This window comes from Pedobacter sp. GW822-FHT03F06 (assembly GCF_058801365.1).
This window is the reverse complement of sequence record NZ_JBXANE010000017.1, coordinates 71,979-93,863: the sequence shown is the minus strand read 5'-3', so window position 1 is coordinate 93,863 and position 21,885 is coordinate 71,979. Positions and strand designations below refer to the sequence as shown.

General features: G+C 39.8%; 15 protein-coding genes. 10 read left to right on the top strand and 5 right to left on the bottom strand.

The window, feature by feature from the left end:
• Nucleotide 1 precedes the first annotated feature (1 nt).
• From AC1RJ8_RS23570 to AC1RJ8_RS23560, 3 genes are all read left to right on the top strand, one after another.
• Nucleotides 2–1,573 carry a RagB/SusD family nutrient uptake outer membrane protein gene (locus tag AC1RJ8_RS23570; protein ID WP_492956022.1) on the top strand — a complete coding sequence of 524 codons (1,572 nt, stop codon included), beginning with the start codon at nucleotides 2–4 and terminating at the stop codon, nucleotides 1,571–1,573.
• A 10-nt stretch (nucleotides 1,574–1,583) separates the two neighbouring features.
• Nucleotides 1,584–2,399, top strand: coding sequence for a DUF4397 domain-containing protein (locus tag AC1RJ8_RS23565; protein WP_492956023.1), 816 nt, complete (start codon nucleotides 1,584–1,586; stop codon nucleotides 2,397–2,399).
• Between the two features lie 103 nt (nucleotides 2,400–2,502).
• The gene (locus AC1RJ8_RS23560) at nucleotides 2,503–4,893 is read left to right on the top strand and encodes a T9SS type B sorting domain-containing protein (RefSeq protein ID WP_492956024.1); all 2,391 of its coding nucleotides are present in this window, start codon (nucleotides 2,503–2,505) and stop codon (nucleotides 4,891–4,893) included.
• A 45-nt stretch (nucleotides 4,894–4,938) separates the two neighbouring features.
• Here AC1RJ8_RS23560 and AC1RJ8_RS23555 read toward each other — a convergent pair whose 3' ends face one another.
• Nucleotides 4,939–5,541 (bottom strand): porin family protein, encoded by a 603-nt coding sequence (locus AC1RJ8_RS23555; RefSeq protein ID WP_492956025.1) that lies wholly within the window; start codon nucleotides 5,539–5,541, stop codon nucleotides 4,939–4,941.
• A gap of 257 nt (nucleotides 5,542–5,798) precedes the next feature.
• On the opposite strand from AC1RJ8_RS23555, the gene AC1RJ8_RS23550 reads away from it, so the two are divergent.
• From AC1RJ8_RS23550 to AC1RJ8_RS23525, 6 genes are all read left to right on the top strand, one after another.
• Nucleotides 5,799–6,014: a hypothetical protein gene (locus tag AC1RJ8_RS23550; protein WP_492956026.1), complete on the top strand. Its 216-nt coding sequence runs from the start codon at nucleotides 5,799–5,801 to the stop codon at nucleotides 6,012–6,014.
• 97 nt (nucleotides 6,015–6,111) lie between these two features.
• Entirely contained in the window at nucleotides 6,112–6,945 is an 834-nt protein-coding gene (locus tag AC1RJ8_RS23545) for a carboxylesterase family protein (protein WP_492956027.1), read from the top strand.
• A gap of 183 nt (nucleotides 6,946–7,128) precedes the next feature.
• Nucleotides 7,129–8,820, top strand: a complete 1,692-nt coding sequence (locus tag AC1RJ8_RS23540; protein WP_492956028.1) for a S41 family peptidase — start codon at nucleotides 7,129–7,131, stop codon at nucleotides 8,818–8,820.
• A 28-nt stretch (nucleotides 8,821–8,848) separates the two neighbouring features.
• Nucleotides 8,849–10,174, top strand: a complete 1,326-nt coding sequence (locus AC1RJ8_RS23535; protein WP_492956029.1) for an alpha-L-fucosidase — start codon at nucleotides 8,849–8,851, stop codon at nucleotides 10,172–10,174.
• Between the two features lie 319 nt (nucleotides 10,175–10,493).
• Nucleotides 10,494–12,752 carry a GH92 family glycosyl hydrolase gene (locus tag AC1RJ8_RS23530; protein WP_492956030.1) on the top strand — a complete coding sequence of 753 codons (2,259 nt, stop codon included), beginning with the start codon at nucleotides 10,494–10,496 and terminating at the stop codon, nucleotides 12,750–12,752.
• Between the two features lie 206 nt (nucleotides 12,753–12,958).
• Nucleotides 12,959–15,565 (top strand): glycoside hydrolase family 2 protein, encoded by a 2,607-nt coding sequence (locus AC1RJ8_RS23525; RefSeq protein ID WP_492956031.1) that lies wholly within the window; start codon nucleotides 12,959–12,961, stop codon nucleotides 15,563–15,565.
• Between the two features lie 357 nt (nucleotides 15,566–15,922).
• On the opposite strand, the gene AC1RJ8_RS23520 is transcribed toward AC1RJ8_RS23525, so the two are convergent.
• From AC1RJ8_RS23520 to AC1RJ8_RS23505, 4 genes are all read right to left on the bottom strand, one after another.
• A complete protein-coding gene (locus AC1RJ8_RS23520) occupies nucleotides 15,923–16,249 on the bottom strand; it encodes a 2Fe-2S iron-sulfur cluster-binding protein (protein ID WP_025141835.1) in 327 nt (108 codons plus the stop codon).
• Between the two features lie 43 nt (nucleotides 16,250–16,292).
• A complete protein-coding gene (locus AC1RJ8_RS23515; RefSeq protein WP_029274634.1) occupies nucleotides 16,293–17,303 on the bottom strand; it encodes an NAD(P)/FAD-dependent oxidoreductase in 1,011 nt (336 codons plus the stop codon).
• A gap of 186 nt (nucleotides 17,304–17,489) precedes the next feature.
• Nucleotides 17,490–18,110, bottom strand: coding sequence for a hypothetical protein (locus AC1RJ8_RS23510; RefSeq protein ID WP_492956032.1), 621 nt, complete (start codon nucleotides 18,108–18,110; stop codon nucleotides 17,490–17,492).
• A 12-nt stretch (nucleotides 18,111–18,122) separates the two neighbouring features.
• Nucleotides 18,123–20,249, bottom strand: a complete 2,127-nt coding sequence (locus AC1RJ8_RS23505) for a prolyl oligopeptidase family serine peptidase (RefSeq protein WP_492956033.1) — start codon at nucleotides 20,247–20,249, stop codon at nucleotides 18,123–18,125.
• A gap of 152 nt (nucleotides 20,250–20,401) precedes the next feature.
• Between AC1RJ8_RS23505 and AC1RJ8_RS23500 the strand changes: the two genes are divergently transcribed.
• Nucleotides 20,402–21,151, top strand: coding sequence for a UDP-2,3-diacylglucosamine diphosphatase (locus AC1RJ8_RS23500; protein WP_492956034.1), 750 nt, complete (start codon nucleotides 20,402–20,404; stop codon nucleotides 21,149–21,151).
• The last annotated feature ends 734 nt before the right edge of the window (nucleotides 21,152–21,885 follow it).

Sequence of the window (21,885 nt, the reverse complement as noted above, 5' to 3'; positions counted from 1 at the left end):
TATGAAATATATATATATAACACTGCTAACAGGATTTTTATTTACCGTTAGTAGCTGCAAGAAATATCTGGATGTAAATACTAATCCAAATGCCCCACAAACGGTTACTGCAAATTTATATTTGTCGCCAATGTTACACTGGATGGTAACTGCCCCGCAGTACGATGGCAGGTTTATTGGAAGATATACCCAAAACTGGACCTCGACAACAGCAGGTACCACCTGGGATTTGCAAGGTTATGATCCGTCATCTGATAACGGTGCTGAATTGTGGAGGGATGTGTATTGGAGCTTAGGTCAGAATCTAGTAGATATGAACACTAAAGCAGAGGCTGAGCAGCGATGGGATTTATTGGGTGTTGGCCAGATTTTAAAAGCATGGGGATGGCAGTCCTTAACCGATGTACACGGAGAGATTATTGTTAAAGAAGCCATAGACCCAACTAAATATCTGTTTAATTATGACAGCCAGGAATATGCTTATCAGGAAGTGCAACGTCTGTTAACCGCTGCCATAGCTAATTTAGCCAGGACAGATGGAGCAGTAGACGCTGTTTTCTTAGGTAAAACAGACTTGATTTACAAAGGCGATCGTGCAAAATGGACCAAGCTGGCCTATGCCATGTTAGCTTTAAATTTAAATCACTATAGCAATAAAGCCAGTTACAAGCCGGATGATGTAATTGCTGCGGTTGATAAATCTTTTACAAGCAATACAGACGATGCTTTAATGGCATATCCAGGTGTTACCGGAAATGACGACAGAAATTTCTTAGGCCCAACACGAGGTAATATGCAAACTTACAGGCAAACACCTTTTATTGTTAACCTGATGAATGGAACACAGTTTACCGGAGTAGTAGACCCAAGGATGAGCCGGATGTTGGCTCCTGCGCCAGATGGTGTTTATAGAGGTATTGTAACCGCTGCAGGAACTGGAGCTTTTACAGCAAGTCAGCTGCCTAACAATTTTTGGAACATCGCTTCTATTGCTGCACCAGCAGCCAATACACAAGGAAGGTATATTTTTTCTGATAAATGTAAACTGCCGGTAATGACCTATTCTCAATTACAGTTTATTAAAGCAGAGGCCGCATTTAAAAAAGGAGATAAGGAAACCGCTTTAACAGCCTATAAAAATGGTATATCAGCGCATATTGATTTTGTTAATGCCAGAAACATTGAGGATAACCAATCTCCAACCCAAATCACAAGTGCAGAAAAAACAGCTTATATGAGTGCTACTGCAATTGTTCCTGCAGCAGCTGCAGATTTAACCTTAACGCAGATTATGTGCCAAAAGTATATTGCACAATGGGGCTGGGGACATTTAGAAACCTGGATGGATATGAGAAGGTATCATTATACCGATGCTGATCCTGTAACGGGAAAACAGGTGTATTTGGGCTACGTTTTTCCAACTACACTGTACTCTGATAATGCGGGTAAACCGGCTTATAGAATTCGTCCACGTTATAACTCAGAGTATGTTTGGAACAGAGATGCTCTGAGTGTAATCGGTGGATTGGCAACCGATTATCACACTAAACAAACCTGGATTATTCAACCTTAATTAGCACGTTATGAAAATAAAATATATAGGTTTGCTGGCGGTTACGCTGGTAGCGGCTTTTACATTTTCTTGTAAGAAAGACAATAGCATACAGGTTATTGATACGCCTGTAGATGCAACAAATGTTTCTAGAATTAAATATTTCAATTTTGCTGCAGGCGCGCCTTCTGTAAATTTTTATGCCAATGGCACAAAAGTTTCAGGGATATTAAGCGCTACTGGCTCAGAAAGTACAACCGGAACAGCTTACGGCGGCGTATACCCTGCCTCTAACTATAGTATTATCAATCCGGGTACTTATAAGATAAATGGAATTATACCCTCAACAGCCGCAGCTAATGCAAATGTTTCGATTTCTGAAGTGAATCCGGCTTTGGCAAATGGTAAATACTATTCGCTATACACCAGTGGTATATACAACAGTACAACCAAAACAGCCGAGTCGTTTGTTTTAGAAGATGTGCTACCGCCTTCAACATCAAGCAACACGGTATCTTATGTTCGTTTTGTTAATGCCATTCCAAATGGAACAGCGGCAATGAATCTGGTAATTAAAAATTCAGTTACAGCTGTAGAAACCATAGTGGCAACCAATATTGGTTATAAAAGCGGATCTGCCTTTGTTGCTGTACCGGTTGGTAGTTATGAGTTATATGTAAGATATCCATCTTCATCAACTAATATTATTTCGCGGAATGGAACAACAAATGGTGTGGTGGGCTTTTTGGGTGGAAGAGCCTTTACTGTTGGTGCCAGAGGAGATATGACCATAACTTCCGCTACAGCAGCAAACAGGCCATTGTTGGATAATACAGCCAATCAATAGCAGTTTTTAAACACATTATCAAAGCCTTGGTTTTATTAACCAGGGCTTTCTTGTTCTTGTTTGCCAATTTTACTAACTTGTAAATCCGATTAACTGCATTAAAATGAGGGTTTTATATCTTTTTTTGCTTATTGGTGTAAGTTGTCTCCAGGTAGAAGCGACAACATTTGTGGTGGTAAATAATGCAAACGCCGGTTCTGGCTCTCTACGCGATGCTATTCTCGGTTCCAATGCAAATGGTACCGCAACTGCCGATCTCATCCTATTCGATATACCGGCAACCTCAACAGGAGACATAACCATTACCCTTACCGAAGAATTACCTGCGCTCACTTCAAACATTGTAATAGATGCAACTACTCAGCCCACTACCTTGCTGGAAAGCCCAAGTATTAAGGTTAAATTAGTGCGTGGCGCAAGTCAGTTTTTTCATGGCCTGGTTATAGATGGAATTAAGCATATTGAGATTTACGGGCTTTATTTCAGTAATTTTGTATCTCAGGCAGGTATTCCGGCTGACGACAGAAAAGCCGCGGTTTTTTTGAAAAATGCAGCACATGTTACAATAGGAGCGCCCAATAAGCAAAATGGTTTTGGCAATAATTATACCGCTATTATTTCGCCAACTCAGCTTTTTGTACAGGACGACATTACCATTTCTTCCAATATTATCGGATTAGATCCAGCGGGGAAAAGCCCAGAAGGAAATGTTGTGGGTATCGATTTGAGTTACCTCAAAAATTCGACAATTGGTGGAAATACTGTCGCGCATGGAAATCTTATCTCTGGTAATTCCAATGCCATTTCATTAGGTGCGCTGTCAGGAAACGTTAACATTTCTTTCAATGTGATCGGTTTTGATGTCACGAAGGCTAAAACTTTTCCTCAAATGCAGTCGACGGGTATTTTTGCCAATGGAGAAACCGTTAATCTCACCATCTCTGATAATTACATTGTCTCCCAGTTTAAAGGGATAAAAGTTGATAACTTAAAATTGAAATATACAATAACCCGCAATGTAATCGGATGTGGGGTAAATGGCGAAAACTTTGGCAATATAAAATATGGAATCGAATTGTATAACTGCTCGGCAGGTATTATTGGCGGACCGACCGCTGCAGATAGGAATATTATTGCCTATAACGAATCAGCTATATTAGTAGATAAATCATATCCTGTAAGCATATTGAAAAACAGTATATATTGCAATGGTTCATCCGCCATCGGCTTTAAGGATATTCCACCAGATAAAAGCATTACGCAATCACGAATTGGATTGATTACGTCAACATCGGCAAGTGGCACCTATCTTCCCAACTCCATTATCGAGCTCTTTTACGATGATGAATGCCCTGATTGTCAAGGCAAAACTTTTATTGCTTCAATACCAACAAATGCTAATGGAACATGGCAATACAATGGAGCCTTAACCACAGGTATAACCAGTACAGGAACCAATGCTGACGGAGCAACTTCTGCATTTTCAAAACCATTCTTAGCTGACGGAAATAAAATCATAACCGATGCCTTTTGTGGCAATTCAACCGGAAGCATCACTAAATTAGACGTTAGTGATGCCAGCGTTTTTAGCTGGTTTAATGAAGCTAACACGCTGGTTGGAAATGAAAAAGATTTGAAAGATGTGTCTAGTGGCACCTATTACCTAAAGGCCAGCCAGCCCGGAGGTTGCGAATCTGTTTCGGCAATTTATACCATTCGAAATACCGATATAACCTATAAGGTAAAGAGTTCTACTATAAAGCCTGCAAGTTGTAATGAAGACAATGGGAGCGTAAGCATCATAGCCTACGAAACACAAACACCTCTACTTTTTAGTTGGACAGATAAAGATGGAGTAGTCGTAGCTACAACCGAAATGCTTAACAATGTAGCCCCTGGAGATTATACTTTAACTGCTGCTAACGGAAATGGCTGTACAAATGTAGTCGGAACTTTTGTAGTGGGAATTGCCGAACTTCCGGTAATCGATTTTTCTAGATTACGCACTGCTATAAGCTGTGATGGGAAATCCGTAAGTGTATACGGTGTAGATATAGATGGAACAACTGGCCCCTTTACCTATAGGTGGTTAGATAAAAATGGCAATACTGTAGCCAATACACCTGTTTTTCAAAAACTTAAGCCAGACAAGTACCAGTTGTGGGTAAAAGACAGGTATGACTGTGAGGTAGGTAGCGAGGTACTCGATTTAACAAAACTTGAAAAAACGATTTTACAAGTACCTAATTCGATAACGCCTAATGGCGATGGCATAAATGATACTTGGAAGATAAATGGTACAGAAAACTACCCAAACGCTGAGTTTTATATATTTAACAGGCTGGGCGACCAGCTTTTCTACTCAAAAGGCTATCCAAAAGAATTTGATGGAAATTATAAAGATCAAGCACTTCCTGCTGGTGTATATTATTACCTTATCGATCTGAAAACAGATTGTGGTAAAGTTAGCGGGAGCTTAACTATATTGAAATAACAAAGGCAGCTAAAAGATTAACTGCCTCTATTATTATAAATTTCCTTACAAAATTTTAAATCCTAAACTCAATTGGAACAAGTTAGGTTTTTGGCTGTATTTCTCACTTTTACTGATGTTGGATAAACCAGCTTCATAACGTAAATCAACCGAAATGCTGCCCACATCTACACCTGCACCAGCTTGTAGGCCCAATGCCTGATTCTTGTAGTTGTCGAAATCGGTAGCTTGTTGATAAGCAGAGCTGAACGACGAATTTTCATCTAAAACAAATGAAATAACCGGACCAGCCATTAAACGGAAGTTTAAATTTTTAGCGCCAAATTTTGTTCCCAACAGAACGGGAACGTCCAGCGTGGTAAATTTTACCTTTCCTTCAGCTGTAACTTCATTCCCGTTATCTTGCGTAATGCTGATAAATTTGTTGCCTTTACTGCCAATGTAAGCCTCTGGTTGTACATAAAAGCTAGCCCCGCCAATACGTGCCCAAGCGCCAATCTGGTAGCCTAAACGGTTTTCTTCGCTTGCGAAATCTGCATTTAACTTAGCTAAGTTTACACCTGCTTTAACCCCAAGGTTAAATGTTTGTGCTTTTGATGTTGCCCAACCTAAGGTTAGGAAAACAATAGAGAAGATGATCTTTTTCATGTTGTTTAAATTGTTTTTTTTAAGGATTATAAAATCATAAACAGTGCTTGAGCAATTTAACCTGCATTTTTAAGGCTTTGGTTTCTATTTAAAGTCTGCATCAAGCGGTTGTTATACCGGGTTAGATTTTATAACGTGGTTTTAACACAATTATCGTGCAAAAATATTCCGCGAATCTCTACTTTTTTTGTCACATCACATAAAAAGGTATTAACCTGAGCAAATATTTTTTACTTTTGCATCAAATAAAATATGCCATGGCTAATTTTCAACTTACTTCAGAAACTGCATTTAAAGTAAAAACCAAGTTCTTAAGGAAATATCGCGATCTGGCGAGCGAGCCTTTAGATTTTACGCCAGGCAAAGAAGATCAATTGGTTGAAGATTTAATGCGTTTGGTAAAACGCGACCGTACCTACATCGAATTTACCATTCAAAAAGCACTTGCCGATACCAAAGGAAACAGACTTTAAGATTCCCATTTCCATTTTTCTACGCACAGCATTTTTTGTTTAAGCTTTCTGTTGCCAATTTAAATACGTTCAACCGCTCAGTGTATTTTACACTGCTATGCAACGCCACTCTTTTGTAATAGCATCCCTGCTCTGGTTAGTTGCACTTAAAGCAGCTGCACAACAACAGGTATTTAATGACAATTTCACGGATAGTTTAACTTCAACCCAGACGAGAAAACAATTAAACGATTTATCTGCCATTGAATACCTTAAACAGACTTTCAATAAAGGACACCAATCGATTAATTATAGATTGCTATTGCCGGTGGAGAATAGTAGCCAGATGAAATATCCCCTGGTTATTACATTTCATAACTCAACGCGAATAGGTACAGATAATGAAAGGCAACTAGAACCACTGGCTAGGATCTGGCTGCGCCCCGATATACGTCGGGAATATCCGGCATTTGTGATTGCTCCGCAGTTTCAAACCCGTTCATCAAACTATTATCCAGATTCAGTAAGGCACTGCTTAATCTCGAAACCGTCGGATGAAGTTTATTTATTGCTTGAATTGATCCGGGAAGTAAAAAATAAGTATCCTCAGATAGATGCCAACCGCATTTATTTGGTAGGTTATTCTATGGGTGCATCTACCGCACAAAATCTGATGAATATTGCTCCGAAAAACTTTGCCGCTATGGTTTCTATTGCGGCAGTTCCCGATTTTTTAAATATTAACGGCATCAGGCAAAAATCTATTTGGTTAATTCATGGGCGGCAGGACAATGAAAATCCTTATGAGGGAAGCGAGCATTTATATCGTGCGTTGAAAGGTAATCCTGATTTGTTGTTTACAACTTATAATAAGTTAGATCATAATCTCATTACAATTCCGTTATTACTTACTGCTCAGGTACCGGCCTGGTTATTTGCCCGGCATAAATAAAGATGTTGCCTGGGCACACTGCCTGGTTCATTGCGTAACGCTTAATTTACGCTTAGCCCAAATAAGCTGTTTTTAATATTTATCGGTTTTTGTACATTTACCTTTGTACTTAACCAATAATAATCTTCCAAAAAGAGCGGTATTTCATTTAACTTGCCCTTCGGAATTAAAATATATAAGGGAATGAAAAAACTAAAATATGGTCTTTTAGCAGCTGGCTTTGGTGTGGCTGTTTTGTCTTTTTCATTTAAAGAAGATTTATTTCTCGTATCTAAAAACCTGGATATTTTTGCTTCACTCTATAAAGAAATCAATATCAATTATGTTGATGACACCAATGCCCCTCAGTTGATGAAAACGGGGATTGATGCCATGTTGGATAGTTTAGATCCCTATACCGAATATGTTCCCGAATCGGAGATTGAAGATTACAAGCTGAAATATGTAAGCACGCAGTATGGAGGTATTGGTGCCAGCACGGTTTTTATCGATGGAAAACTGTTTATCAACGATGTTAGTGAAGGTTATCCGGCAAATAAAAGTGAGGTTAAAGCAGGAGATCAGGTGCTGAGCATAAACGGAATCGCAGTAAAGGGGAAAGACCGTCAGGAAATTAGTCAATTGTTGCGCGGCCCGAAAGGAACACCCGTAGATTTGCTGGTGATTAGAGACGGAAAAGAAATCACTAAAAAACTTGTCCGTGATGAAATAAAACAGCCTAACGTTTCTTACTCTGGAATGGTTGGCGATGGCATTGGTTACATCAAACTCGATAAATTTCTTGAAAATTCCGGACAGGAAGTTAAAGATGCGCTGTTGGCTATTCAAAAAGAAAATCCAAAAGGTGTGGTTTTAGATCTGAGAAACAATGGCGGGGGTATTTTGCAGGAAGCGGTTAAAATTGTGAACCTCTTTGTGAATAAAGATCAGCTTATTGTTACCCAAAAAGGCAAAAATGTAGAGAAAACCATTGCCTATAAAACACTTTTAACCCCGGTTTCTACTTCGGTTCCGTTAGTAGTGCTTGTAAATGGAAATTCGGCCTCAGCTTCAGAGATTGTTGCGGGTTCTTTACAGGATTTAGATCGTGCCATTGTAATTGGCCAGCGCAGTTATGGCAAAGGCTTGGTTCAGCAAACCTTTAACCTGCCCTATAACAGCCTGGTTAAAGTAACTGTGGCGAAATATTATACGCCATCGGGCAGGTGCATCCAAAAATTGGATTATGCACACAAAAATGCAGATGGTATTGCCGAGCGTTTTGCCGATTCGACTATGGTAATGTACCAAACCAAAGCAGGAAGGAACGTGTATAGTGGCAATGGTGTATATCCCGATATTGTGGTAGATGCCGTAAAGCTCAGCCCGATTACCATTTCAATGCTTAATAAAAACCTTTTCTTTAACTACGCCAATCAATATAGGAAAGAAAAACCAAGTTTGGCATCAGCCAAAACTTTCCAGTTATCTGATGCGGATTATGCTGCATTTTCTGGCAGCTTGGCCGATAAAGATTTAACCTACCTAAGCCGTACCGAAAGGCTGCTTTCCGATTTACGTGTAGAAGCCGAAAAGGAAAATAAATCTGCTGAAGTAAAAACCGATCTGGAGAATCTTAAATATAAACTTACCTCTTCTAAAAAAACCGATCTGATTAGCCATAAAGCAGAGATAAAAAGAGTTTTAGAAACACAGATCGTAAGCCGGTATTTTTACGAAAAAGGAAGAATTGAACAGAGCTTCCAGTACGATAAAGAATTGGCTGCGGCAAAAAACCTTTTTACCAACCAATCGCAGATTCTGGCCATTTTAAAAGGAGATGGAAATTATAAGGTGATCGGAAAACCGACCAAAGCCACTGCATCAATAGACTAAAACCTAACCAAACGATACCGCTATCCCTATGAAGAAATTAATCCTACTATGCCTTGTGCTATTAATTGCCTTACAGTTAAAAGCCCAGGATTATACACCTACAGCCGCTAATTTAAAACAGCGGGCATGGTTTAACGATGCCCGATTTGGTTTATTTATCCACTGGGGGCCTTTTAGTATACCTGGGAGTGGCGAATGGGTAATGAACGAACGAAAGTTGAATGTTCATAACTATACTAACCTTAAAGATTTTTTTAACCCGGTTGAGTTTAATGCCGAACAATGGGTAAGCATGGCGAAGAATGCCGGAATGAAGTACATTACACTGATTACCAGGCACCATGATGGTTTTAGCATGTGGGATACCAAATATTCTGATTTCAATATCATGAATACACCCTACAAAAAAGATATAGTAAAAATGATGGCCGATGAGTGCCACAAGCAGGGCATAAAACTATACCTGTATTATTCGCTGTTAGATTGGCGCAGAGAAGATTATCCGCACGAAACCGGCCGTACCGGGCAGAACTCAGGTAGAACGGGCAAAGGTGATTACGCAAGCTATTTGCAGTTCATGAAAAACCAATTAACCGAGTTGTTGACCAATTATGGTGAAATAGGCGGAATCTGGTTCGACGGGCATTGGGACCAGACTGAACCAGAAGGGGCAAAAGACAGGACATCGCGGATTGATTGGAAATACAATGAAATTTATGGTTTAATCCACAAACTTCAGCCACAGTGTATGATTGGTAACAACCATCACTTAACACCCTTTGCCGGAGAAGATTTTCAGATGTTCGAGCGCGATCTGCCCGGAGAGAATAAATCAGGCTTAAGTTTTCAGAAGGCATCAGATAAATTACCGCTCGAAACCTGCGAAACCATTTCAAATTCGTGGGGATATAATTTGAGCGATACCTATTACAAGTCGAATAAAGAACTGGTACATATGTTGGTTAAAGCAGCAAGTTTAGGCTCCAATCTTTTACTCAACATCGGACCAATGCCGAGCGGTAAAATCCAACCAGAGTTTCAAGACAGGTTAGCCGGTTTGGGCAATTGGCTTAAAATTTACGGGGAAAGTATTTACGGCACAAAAGCAGGATTTATTAAGCCACAGGCCTGGGGAAGCATTACACAAAGCGATAACAAAGTTTATATCCACCTTGTTGATGGAAAAACGACAACACTTAATTTGGAAAATGTTCCGGTAAAGAAAATCAAAAAGGCGTATTTATTGAAAGATAAAAGCGTGGTGAACTACACCTTTAAAAAATCAACATTAACCATTACTACAACTTTAAATAGTGCAGAACCCGATCAGGTAATTGTTTTGGAGATTGGGTAAGTGAACGTTTATATAGGCTGTCATCGTGAACGCAGTGAAGAATCTTTCTGAATTTCAATTAAAAGAGTCGTCATTGCGAGGTACGAAGCAATCTTAATGCGTTCGCTGTTAGCGATAGTTGTAAGATTGCTTCGCCGGCTGAAAAAGCCTTCTCGCAATGACCATCTCTCTCGTTCAAAAGCCTATTATCTTCCTATAATTTACTAAATTCAATGCTTTTATTTAATTTTAGCACAATTCTTCCCTCTTTATGAGAAAATAAACGTAAAACGTTTTACTTTTAGGCTTTAAATTCTAATATAAGAAATTATAAGCACACATGCAGTTCAAGAAAACCTCGTCTATTCTATTTCTAACGGCCTCTCTATTCTCCTTTAATGCAGCTGCGCAGCAGAACCACAAACTTACCCAGTATGTAGATCCGTTAATCGGATCGGCAAAACACGGGCATGTTTTTGTAGGGGCAAATGTGCCGTTTGGTGCAGTTCAGTTGGGCCCGAACAATATTTTTGAGGGCTGGGACTGGTGCAGTGGTTATAATTATAGCAGCAATACCATTACCGGTTTTGCGCACACCCATTTAAGTGGTACGGGCATTGGCGATTTAGGTGATATTTCGATTATGCCTGCAACAGGTAAACTAGTCTTAGAAAAGGGAAAAACAGCTGATGATCAGCAAGGTTATCTCTCCAGATTTTCTCATCAGAATGAAATTGCAAAAGCAGGTTATTACAGCGTATTGTTAGATAAATATAACATTAAAGCCGAGCTAACAGCCACTGAAAGGGTAGGTTTTCACCAATATACTTTTAAAAAAGGCGCTGAAAATCCACATATTATTATCGATTTGATAGAAGGTATAGGCTGGGATGCACCTGTATCGGCATCATTTAAACAGCTTGATGCGACCACCATCGTGGGGCATCGTAATTCGAAAGGTTGGGCAAACGATCAGCGTTTATATTTTGTAATTAAACTTTCACAACCGATTAAAAGTATTGCGTTATATGACAGCACTGCAGTGAAAAGTGGTGCGGCATTATCTGGCAAAAAACTAAAAGCTGCGGTAAGCTTCAATGCCATTAACAATGATAAATTACAGATTAAAGTTGCTTTATCTCCGGTAAGCATCGAAAATGCTATTTTAAACCTAAAAACAGAATTGCCTGGCTGGGACTTTGCCGCTACAGCTAAAAACAGCGATGCGAAGTGGGAAAAAGAACTGGCTAAGGTGAAAATTGAGGCTTCAAACACGACCAAAAAGATATTTTATACCGCTTTGTACCATACCATGGTGGCCCCATCACTTTTTAACGATGTAAATAAAGATTACCTCGGTACAGATAAAAAGGTATACAAAAAGGCAAATTTCAATAACCTCACTACCTTTTCACTATGGGATACCTACCGTGCGGCTAATCCATTGTATACCATCCTACATCAAGATAAGGTAAACGATGTGGTAAATACCATGTTAGCCATCTATAAACAACAGGGTAAACTGCCTGTTTGGCATTTAATGGGCAGTGAAACCAATACCATGGTGGGCTACCATGCCGTTCCGGTTATTGTTGATGCTTATTTAAAAGGGTACCGTGGCTTTGATGTAAACCTGGCATACGAAGCGATAAAACAATCGGCTATGCAGAAAACAGATGGCATCGAATACATTCAGGAGCTTAAATACATTCCTGCTGATAAAATAAACGAATCAGTAGGTAAGGCTTTGGAATATGCCATTGACGATTATTGCATTGCACAAATGGCCAAGGCACTGAATAAAACAGCAGATTACACTTATTTTAGCAAAAGATCGAAACTGTATAGCTTATACTTCGATCCGAGCGTTCAGTTTATGCGGGGTAAACTTACTGATGGAAACTGGAGAAGCCCGTTTAATCCCTTTTCATCCAAACACCGTGAAGATGACTATGTAGAAGGAAATGCCTGGCAATATACCTGGTTGGTGCCGCAAGATGTAGAAGGGTTGATCAATCTTTTTGGAGGGGATAAAGCTTTTATCAATAAACTCGATTCGTTATTTACCTTACCCTTAGATTTGGGAACCAACGGTTCGCCGGATATTAGCGGGTTGATCGGTAATTATGCCCAGGGAAATGAGCCCAACCACCACATCCCTTATTTATATACTTACGCAGGCCAGCCATGGAAAACTGCCGATCTGATCCGTAAAATCGACAAAGATTTTTATTCTTCAAAACCAGATGGTTTGTGTGGTAACGAAGATGTAGGTCAAATGAGTGCCTGGTATATTTTCTCCGCAATGGGCTTCTATCCTGTAAATCCGGCAAACGGGGCTTACGTTTTCGGAACGCCATTGGTTAATGATGCGATTATTTCGCTGCCCGGGAATAAGAAATTCAGTATAAAGGTTGTGGATAACAGTGCGGAGAATAAATACATTCAGAAAATTGTGCTGAATGGTAAAGCTTATACCAAATCATATATCTTGCACAAAGCGATAACAGCTGGCGGAAATATGCAAATTTATATGGGCAATAAACCATCAGCAAGCTGGGGTGTAAAACCTGGGGATAGACCAACATCCGGAAAATAATTCCAGATGAAAAGGAGGTTATATTGTAATTCTGGTTTATCTAGATTTTGTCACGTTGAGCCCGTCGAAATGCCCCTCATGGTGTTCTGGGAGGTCCTTCGACAAGCTCTCCACAGGAGTCCTTTGGACAGGATGACAATCCATATTTATAATACATCCTCATGAAAATTAACCATAACAAGTATCAACTATAAGATCCCAAATAAATGAGAAAACTATTTCTACTTCTCTTACTCTGTTCGGTTTTAACCGTAAATGCACAACAGCGCTATGAACTAAATTCGGGTTGGGTATGTACCAATATCAAAGATGCCAACGCTTCGGGCTCAGAAATCTCGAAAGCTGGTTTTCCAGTCGGCAACTGGATGCAGGCGACAGTTCCGGGAACGGTATTAACTACTTTGCTGAATAACAAAAAAGTGCCCGATCCATTTTATGGAATGAACAATGAGAAAATTCCTGATGTGTATAAAACCGGTAACGATTATTACACCTATTGGTTTGTAAAAGATTTTGAAGAGCGCGCTGTGGGTAGCGAACAGGTTTGGCTGCAGTTTAGGGGAATAAATTACAAAGCCGAAATTTATTTAAACGGAAAAAAAGTTAACCCAAAAACGCAGGTGGGTATGCACCTTAGGGCGCAATACAACATTACCAAACTGTTATCCCCGAATGGGAAAAACAGGCTGGCTGTAATTGTTTATCCGCCAGATTTTCCGGGCAATCCCAACGGTGGGCAGGGCGGCGACGGTACCATTGCCAAAGGTTTAACCACACAATATACAGCCGGTTGGGATTGGATTCAGCCCACCCGCGATCGTAACACGGGCATTTGGGATAAAGTGACCATTGAGAAAACAAAAAGCATTAATGTCCTGAATCCACAGGTCATTACCCTGGTTCCGGGCAAACGTTTACCTGAAGGGAAACAAAATCCGGCTACGGTTAAAGTTTCAGTTGAAGTTGAAAACCCGACCAGTAAGCCTGTTTCGGGTATTTTACAATATCAAATTGCCGGAAAGTTGATTAAACAGTCTACCACCGTTGCTGCAAATAAAACAACTACCGTTAAACTCCCTGATTTACAGCTCGAAAATCCTAAATTATGGTGGCCAAGCGGATATGGGCCGCAGAACCTGTATGATGTGAAGATCGAATTTATAGCGGCCAATCAGGTTTTAGATCAAGAACAGCTTAAAGTGGGTGTTCGCCAGATAGACAATATCTGGAACGAGCATACCAGGAGTATGGGCGCTTTTGTAAACGGGCAAAAGATTTTTATTAAGGGCGGTAACTGGATTATTTCTGACGCGATGCTCCGTTTTAGTGATGCCCGTTACGATGCTGAGGTGCGTTACCATAAAGATATGAACCTCAACCTGATCAGGATCTGGGGAGGAGCAATTTTAGAAAGACCTGAATTTTACAATGCCTGTGATAAATATGGTTTATTGGTGTTCCAGGATTTCTGGTTCAGTGGCGATTGCAACGGTCGTTGGGTAGATCCAATGAAAAAAGAAGACCAGTGGACACGCAGAAATTATCCTGATGATCATCATTTAACCTTAACAGCGATTGAAGATCAGATCAAGATGATCAGAAACCATGCTTCGCTTGCTTTTTGGTGCGGAGGGAATGAGATTACCCCTCCGGAAGATATTTTGGAACCTTTAAAGAACGATATTCTGCCGCGTTTAGATGGAACGAGAAAACTTTTCGATTTTTCTAATAGCGATGAAATGTCTTTCAATTCCATTGGTGGAAACGGTGATGGCCCGTACGGTATACAGGATATTAAAACTTTTTGGGGTACCAGAACCTTCCCTTATAACTCGGAAGTAGGCTCGGTAGGCGTAGGCGACTATGTTTCCCTGCTCCGTTTTATCCCAAAAGAAAACCTGATTGCACCACAATACAAAGCCAAGCCCGATTCGGTGTGGGATTATCATAAATATATCTCTTATGAACAATACCTTAATCCGTACGGCAAACCGAAAAGTGCAGAAGATTTTGCAATGAAGGCTCAATTGGCCAATTACGATCAATACAGGGCATTGATGGAGGGTTTCTCGAACAAAATGTGGGATTGGTATACCGGTTCTATCATCTGGAAAACTCAAAATCCCTGGACAGCCATGCGTGGACAGATGTACGATTATTACCTGGATCCTAACGCCTGTTTATATGGTTTAAGGAAAGGAAGTGAGCCTTTGCATGTGATGATGAATCCTTTGGATAGTATGGTTACCATCGTAAACAATGGGTTTGCCATCAAAAACAACCTGATGGTGCAAGCGAAAGCTTACGATATGGATGGCAAAGATTATTTCTATTCGCAGGTATTCAATTCGGTTGGTCCGTCTTCAGTAAGAAGGTTGTTCCCGTTGAATGATTTCCTTGCCAAACTGGATAAAAAAGAAGGTGTGTTCGTTTCTTTAAGGATTTTAGATCAAAAGCAGAACATTTTAAGCGAGAATATTTATTGGCTTCCCGGTAAGGATGGCGAATATTCGGGTTTAAAAAGCATCAAACAAGCACCATTAAAAGTAACAGCAGTTGATCAGAAAAACGGCAAGGTGGCCGTTACTTTGAGCAATGCAAATGGAAACCCTGTAGCATTTTTTAACCGTATAGCTTTAATAAATGGCAATACCGGCGAACGTGTACTCCCGGCTTTTTATGATGATAACTATGTAAGTATTTTACCGAGCGAAAGTAAAACGGTAACTGTAGAATATACAGGGAAACAAAGTAATATGGCTGTAGAGGTATATGGCTGGAATGTAGAAAAGCAGAAAGTAAATATTCAATAAGTTAGGCGGGATTTGTAATCCCGTCTTTAGAACTAAGGATTTTTAATCCTATGGTGAGGTATACTTAGAGTAGAGATTGCAAATCTCGACTAACAGGGCTCATATGAAGTTTTTTGGAAATGATGGGTTCTTTTTCAATGGCGGACAGCAGTCCTGCTATCGCTGCAAGTCCTCGCTGCGCTCCGGGCTTTACGCTTTATCAGGTTTAGCAACAAGGGTCGTTGCTCCAAATCGCGATGAATCCACGGTACGGAGAGTAGAGATTGCAAATCTCGACTAACAAGAGTCAGTGGTTTATAAAACAAAAAAAGGCGACACTTTAGGTATCGCCTTTTTCCATTTAATATGTTTTACAACCTAGCTTACGCCGTGCAATTTTACTTTTAATCCGTCCATGTTGTTGTTTAACTGCAGTTGGCAGGCTAAACGCGAATTTGGTAACAGATCGGGCAAAGTATCTAACATGGCATACTCATCGTCTGTCATTTCGTTAAGTTTTTCTTCGCCTTCTAACACATCAACACAGCAGGTAGCGCACAAGGCCATTCCGCCACAAGTAGCTAGAATATCGTACTCTGATGCTTTTAAAAACTCCATCAGGCTTAAACCCATGTCAGTTGGGGCAACGTGTTCAGTAACCGAGCCATCCGGCTCTTGCATATATATGTTAATGTTGTTTTCCATTTTTTAGTTCTCTTATGTTGTAGCGACAAATATAGGAGAAAGCTTAAAATTCTGAAACTCCGTTTACCGTTGTATATTTCATGGTATATTTCACCCCCGGGTTCATGTAAGAATAAGCGCTGTGGCTCATTAATGCAGCCTCGTGAAAACCACAAAGAATCAATTTTAGTTTATTGGTGTAAGTGTTGATATCGCCAATAGCGTAAATTCCAGGGATGTTTGTCGAATAATCATCAACGTTAACCTCGATTGCACTTTTATTGATATTTAAGTTCCAGTCTTCAATCGGACCTAATTTAGGGCTCAAACCGAACAAAGGAATTAAATGATCAGCCTCTACCACCGTTTTTTCCATGGTACGGTTCTGTACAATTTCAACCTGCTCTAATTTGTCTGTTCCCTGTACTGCCTGAAGGTTGCTGTTTAAAATCAGATTGATTTTTCCGCTTTCTGCCAATGCCATTACTTTAGCAACCGAATCTGGAGCACCACGGAAACTCTCGCTTCTGTGCACCAAAGTTAGTTCAGAACAAACTTCTGCTAAGTAAATGGTCCAGTCTAAAGCAGAGTCGCCACCACCAGCAATCACCATTTTCTGATCACGGTACTTCTCTGGGTCAAGGATCATATAGTTTACACCCTTACCATTCTCAAAGTTCTCTAAGTTTTCTACAGCAGGTTTACGTGGCTCAAAGCAACCTAAACCACCTGCAATTACCACAACTTTAGCTTCGATAACAGTACCCATATTGGTCGTTAAAACGAAATCTGCTTCGCCACGCTTTTCTAAACCTTCAATACGCTCGCCTAAAGTAAACGTTGGATGGAAAGGTTTTGCCTGCTCCATTAAGTTATCGATAAGTTCCTGGGCCAACACAGAAGGATAACCAGGGATATCGTATATCGGTTTTTTAGGGTAAATTTCAGACAGCTGACCACCAACCTGAGGCAGGTAGTCAATTAAATGGCAACGCATTTTTAATAAACCGGCTTCAAAAATGGCAAATAAGCCAACCGGACCAGCGCCTATTACGGCTATATCAGTAGTGATCATTAAAAAAAATTTGACGCAAAGTTACAAAATAAAGTATTATCAATCCTGCTATTTAGAAATATTCTAGATAATTTTGTAAACCAGTTGTATTCAATATTTTATATGCTTTGCGTTGGTGTAAAACAAAAGTAAAGGGTTTTTAGGGGTTTAAAGCAAATTATAATTGGTCTATGGATATTGTAGAATTTAATTTTTATATCGTTTTTTTAAAGCCAATTTATCATAAACAATTATTAGCTCATTAGGTAGGCTGTCGTTTTTGGTTTTATAAGAGAATAAACCATCTCGGTTGTTCCATGATAGTCTAGACTTACCAATTATCGCAAATTGATATTGATCTTCTAATTTGGAGTCGATATTGTTAACAAAGAATATAGTATCGTTTTTTATATAGTATCGGGAATTCATTGTTTTTATTCCAAAGCAGGTCACTCTTTTATAAAGCTTGCCGTTTTCTTTAAATTTTAATATTGTTGTGCAGCCAGCCGAACCAGTCCAGCCCGCAATTAATACGTCTTTACCCTCAAATTTTTCAAAATCAATTATGCCCGAAGGGAAAAAAGCTGTTGATATCAAAACTATTGCCAATGTAGAACTGATGTAGATTCTATGTTTTTCCTTGAATTTTTTCTTTGTAAGCAAAACTAATTGCTGTATTAAAAGGAAAAATAAAATGAGGTAAAAAATACACAGCCCTATGATTATCGGGAAGGCAAATAGCCCAGTTTTACCTTCCCAAAAATATACTGTTTGAATAATCAGGAAGAAAGCAAGAGTGGCTAACCAGAGCGCTTTATTTTTTACCATGATTATGTTTTGTTACCAACTCATCCCTAAATTTTGAAATACAAAACTCCACACATCAGCCGCTTCTTCAATCACCTTTGTGGTAGGCTTTCCTGCACCATGGCCTGCTTTGGTTTCAATCCTGATTAAAACAGGGTTTTCACCTTTATATTTTTCCTGTAGGGTTGCTGCAAATTTGAAAGAATGAGCAGGTACTACGCGGTCATCGTGATCAGCTGTGGTAATTAAGGTTGCCGGATAATCTACACCGCTTTTTAGGTTATGGAGCGGCGAATATTTAATCAGGTAATCGAAATCTTCCTTTTTATCGCTACTTCCGTATTCAACTGCCCAGCCCCAGCCAACCGTAAATTTATGGTAGCGCAGCATATCTAAAACACCAACAGCTGGTAAAGCCACTTTAAACAGATCGGGTCTTTGGGTCATACAGGCACCTACCAACAAACCACCGTTTGAACCGCCAGATATAGCAATTTTAGATGGATTGGTATACTTCTCTTTAACCAGGTATTCGGCTGCGGCAATAAAATCGTCGAAAACGTTCTGTTTTTTCGATAACATTCCGGCTTTGTGCCAGGCTTCGCCATACTCGCTTCCACCGCGTAAACTAGGCTGAACGTAAATGCCGCCACGCTCTAAAAACAACAAACGCGAAAGGCTGAACCCAGGTGTTAAACTAACCTGGAAGCCGCCATATGCATAAAGATAAACCGGGTTGTTGCCATCAAGCTTGATCCCCTTCTTTGATACGATAAACATAGGTACCTTGGTGCCATCTTTTGATGGATAAAACACCTGTTTGGTTTCGTAATTATCGGTATTAAATTGGAGTCCAGATTTTTTATATAATATCGATTCGCTCTTGTTGATGTCGTAACGATAAATGGTGCCTGGAGTAGTGAAATTGGAAAAGGTGTAAAAGAATTCTTTATCTTCTTTGTAGCCGCCAAAGCTATCAACAGTTCCAATTGCGGGCAGTTTTACATCCCCAACTTTTTTTCCGGTTAAATCAAACTGAATAATATTGGTACTTGCATCTTTTAAATAGGACGCCCATAAAAATCCTCCTCCACTTCCGATTCCCTCTAGCGCCAATTTCGATTCAGGGATAATCTTCTGCCAGTTTTTAGGATCGGCATTTTTAGGATCGACCAAAACCACCTGTTTGTTTTCTGCGCCCAGGTCGGTGTTTACCAGCAGTTTATCGCCAATATTATCAACAACGCTGTGGTTGTTTTCAAAGCCCTTAACCAATAAGGCAATTTTGCTATCCGGCGCTTTTAAATCCTGGTAGTATAGTGCGTTGCCTGAAGTACCCGCATTGGCGTAAACCACCAAAAAGCGTTCATCTTCGGTAACATTGGCACCGAAATATAGATTTGGATTGGTTTTGTCTTCAAAAATTAACTGATCATTTTGTTGCTGATCGCCCAATTTATGGAAATACACTTTTTGGTATTTATTGGCTGCAGAAAGGTCGGTTCCTTTAGCGGGTTCATCAAATTTACTGTAGTAAAAACCATCGCCTTTCCAGGCTGCGCCAGAGAATTTGGTCCATTTCAGCTCGTCAGTTAATTTGGTTTTGCTGGCTATTTCCATTACGTAAATATTGCTCCAGTCCGATCCGGCTTGTGCAACCGAATAGGCCAGGTATTTTTTGTTGTGCGAAAAGCCCAAAAGCGAAACAGCTGCCGTTCCATCTTTTGTGAGTGTATTTGGATCCAGAAAAACCTCTTCCTTACCTTCTAATCCTTTTTTAATAAACCAGATGCTTTGGTTTTGAAGCCCGTTATTTTTGGCGAAGAAATAATATTCGCCAACCTTAAATGGCGCGCTTTCTTTGGGGTAGTTCCACAATGCTGTTAAACGCTTTTTAATGTCGGCACGGTAGGGAATTTGCTCGAGATAGTTTTGGGTAACCTTATTTTCAGCTATAACCCAGGCTTTCGTTTCAGCCGAGGTATCGTTTTCTAGCCATCGGTAAGGGTCGGCAATTATGGTTCCAAAATAATTATCTTTTGTGCTGTCTTTTTTCGTTTCAGGGTATTTCATCAATGTTATTTTTTCTGCAGGTTTTTTGCCTTGATTGCAGGCAAACACACTTAATGCAAATAAGCTCAATACAATTTGCTTTTTCATCTTTAATAAGATTTGGTTACTAATATATGTCTTTTTTTTCTTTGGGTTGATTACGCAGATTTAGAGATTTTTCCTTTCGGTGTGATTGCACAGATTTTAGGATTTCACAGATTATAGTCTTTCAGCTTTTTGCCTTACCTTTGAATTTGTACATGGTTAAGAATATTTACTTCGCTTCTGATTTTCATTTAGGCACTCCAAATTATGCCGAAAGCCGTGCCCGTGAAGCGCGTATTGTAAGTTGGTTGAATTTTATAGAACCAAATTGTAGCGAACTATTTTTAATGGGCGATATTTTCGATTTCTGGTTCGAGTATGCTAAAGTAATTCCGAAGGGATTTATCCGTTTACAGGGTAAATTGGCGGCTATGGCCGATGCCGGGATAAAAATCTATTTTTTTAAGGGTAACCATGATATGTGGGTGCGCGATTATTTCACAAAGGAAATTGGCCTGGAAATCATCAGCGATGAATTGATCATGGAAAGAGAGGGCAAGAAGTTCTACCTGCACCACGGCGACGGCTTAGGGCCTGGCGATAATAAATATAAATTCTTAAGAAAGATTTTTAGAAGCAAACTTTGTCAATGGTTATTTGCCCGTTTACATCCAAATCTAGGGATCGGTATTGCCAATGGATGGAGCCAGGGCAGTAGGGCTGCGCAAACTGAAAAGGAAGTTTTTTTAGGTGAAGATAAAGAATGGCTGGCCATTTATGCCAAGGAACAGTTGAGTAAGGAACATTTTGATTATTTTATTTTCGGACATAGGCATCTGCCGCTCGATATCGATTTGGGCAGCGGAAGCAGATATGTAAATATCGGCGAATGGCTCAACTATAATTCTTATGGGGTTTTTGATGGTGTGGATTTGAAATTGGAGTATTACAAGCCAGATGCTTAATTTTTAAGTTCTTTTTTTCGGAAAGCAAAGTCTGTAGCTTTTTCTAATGTCCGTCGGGCTTTTCGTTATAGTCCCGATGAAGAATTCTACCGTGTGGACACATCTTTGTTAGCCTTTATTTGTTTTTAACACATATTCCAAAGGCGATCGTCATGCTGAATTTATTTCAGCATCTTTCCTGCTATTAACAGATTCCGATTCCCTATAAATACTAGCTTGGAAATAAATTTGTTGTTTTCTGCTCTATGCCGCGGTGGCATGGTACTTTGGAGCGCCAAAGTACCCAAAGCGCTTTGTCAATCCAGCAATGGGCTCTTTACACAATCTCACGCACATCAAAAAAACAGCGGCACTTTGTTTTGTGTTCAGTACTTATTAAAGCTTTAAAATTTGCATTTATGAACACAAAACCACTGCGTTTTAGGTTTGTTCGTGCCAATTGTAATGAACTACTCCTGTTTTTTTGATTCTCCAGGCCCTTGGGATTGACGGCGTTCTTCGGTAAAACCTGTAATTTATTAAAGCAAGCTAGCAAAGCGTATAAAAAAAACCAAACCAAAAGATGTGTCCACACGGTAGGATGAAGAATCGGGAGCTGCCACTTCATCCGATAGCTATCGGATCCCGTTTAGGTACGCAGGTTCGTGCTTATATACACCTGCCGCTAACTATAAACCCGATAAAACGGAAAGCCCGGAACGAGGCACGAGCGAGGACTTGAAGTGATAGCGGGA

Bases quoted from the DNA above. Each gene is read 5' to 3' on its own strand.
- AC1RJ8_RS23570 (WP_492956022.1), top strand. From the start codon at position 2: ATGAAATATATATATATAACACTGCTAACAGGATTTTTATTTACCGTT.
- AC1RJ8_RS23565 (WP_492956023.1), top strand. From the start codon at position 1,584: ATGAAAATAAAATATATAGGTTTGCTGGCGGTTACGCTGGTAGCGGCT.
- AC1RJ8_RS23560 (WP_492956024.1), top strand. From the start codon at position 2,503: ATGAGGGTTTTATATCTTTTTTTGCTTATTGGTGTAAGTTGTCTCCAG.
- AC1RJ8_RS23555 (WP_492956025.1), bottom strand. From the start codon at position 5,541: ATGAAAAAGATCATCTTCTCTATTGTTTTCCTAACCTTAGGTTGGGCA.
- AC1RJ8_RS23550 (WP_492956026.1), top strand. From the start codon at position 5,799: ATGGCTAATTTTCAACTTACTTCAGAAACTGCATTTAAAGTAAAAACC.
- AC1RJ8_RS23545 (WP_492956027.1), top strand. From the start codon at position 6,112: ATGCAACGCCACTCTTTTGTAATAGCATCCCTGCTCTGGTTAGTTGCA.
- AC1RJ8_RS23540 (WP_492956028.1), top strand. From the start codon at position 7,129: ATGAAAAAACTAAAATATGGTCTTTTAGCAGCTGGCTTTGGTGTGGCT.
- AC1RJ8_RS23535 (WP_492956029.1), top strand. From the start codon at position 8,849: ATGAAGAAATTAATCCTACTATGCCTTGTGCTATTAATTGCCTTACAG.
- AC1RJ8_RS23530 (WP_492956030.1), top strand. From the start codon at position 10,494: ATGCAGTTCAAGAAAACCTCGTCTATTCTATTTCTAACGGCCTCTCTA.
- AC1RJ8_RS23525 (WP_492956031.1), top strand. From the start codon at position 12,959: ATGAGAAAACTATTTCTACTTCTCTTACTCTGTTCGGTTTTAACCGTA.
- AC1RJ8_RS23520 (WP_025141835.1), bottom strand. From the start codon at position 16,249: ATGGAAAACAACATTAACATATATATGCAAGAGCCGGATGGCTCGGTT.
- AC1RJ8_RS23515 (WP_029274634.1), bottom strand. From the start codon at position 17,303: ATGATCACTACTGATATAGCCGTAATAGGCGCTGGTCCGGTTGGCTTA.
- AC1RJ8_RS23510 (WP_492956032.1), bottom strand. From the start codon at position 18,110: ATGGTAAAAAATAAAGCGCTCTGGTTAGCCACTCTTGCTTTCTTCCTG.
- AC1RJ8_RS23505 (WP_492956033.1), bottom strand. From the start codon at position 20,249: ATGAAAAAGCAAATTGTATTGAGCTTATTTGCATTAAGTGTGTTTGCC.
- AC1RJ8_RS23500 (WP_492956034.1), top strand. From the start codon at position 20,402: ATGGTTAAGAATATTTACTTCGCTTCTGATTTTCATTTAGGCACTCCA.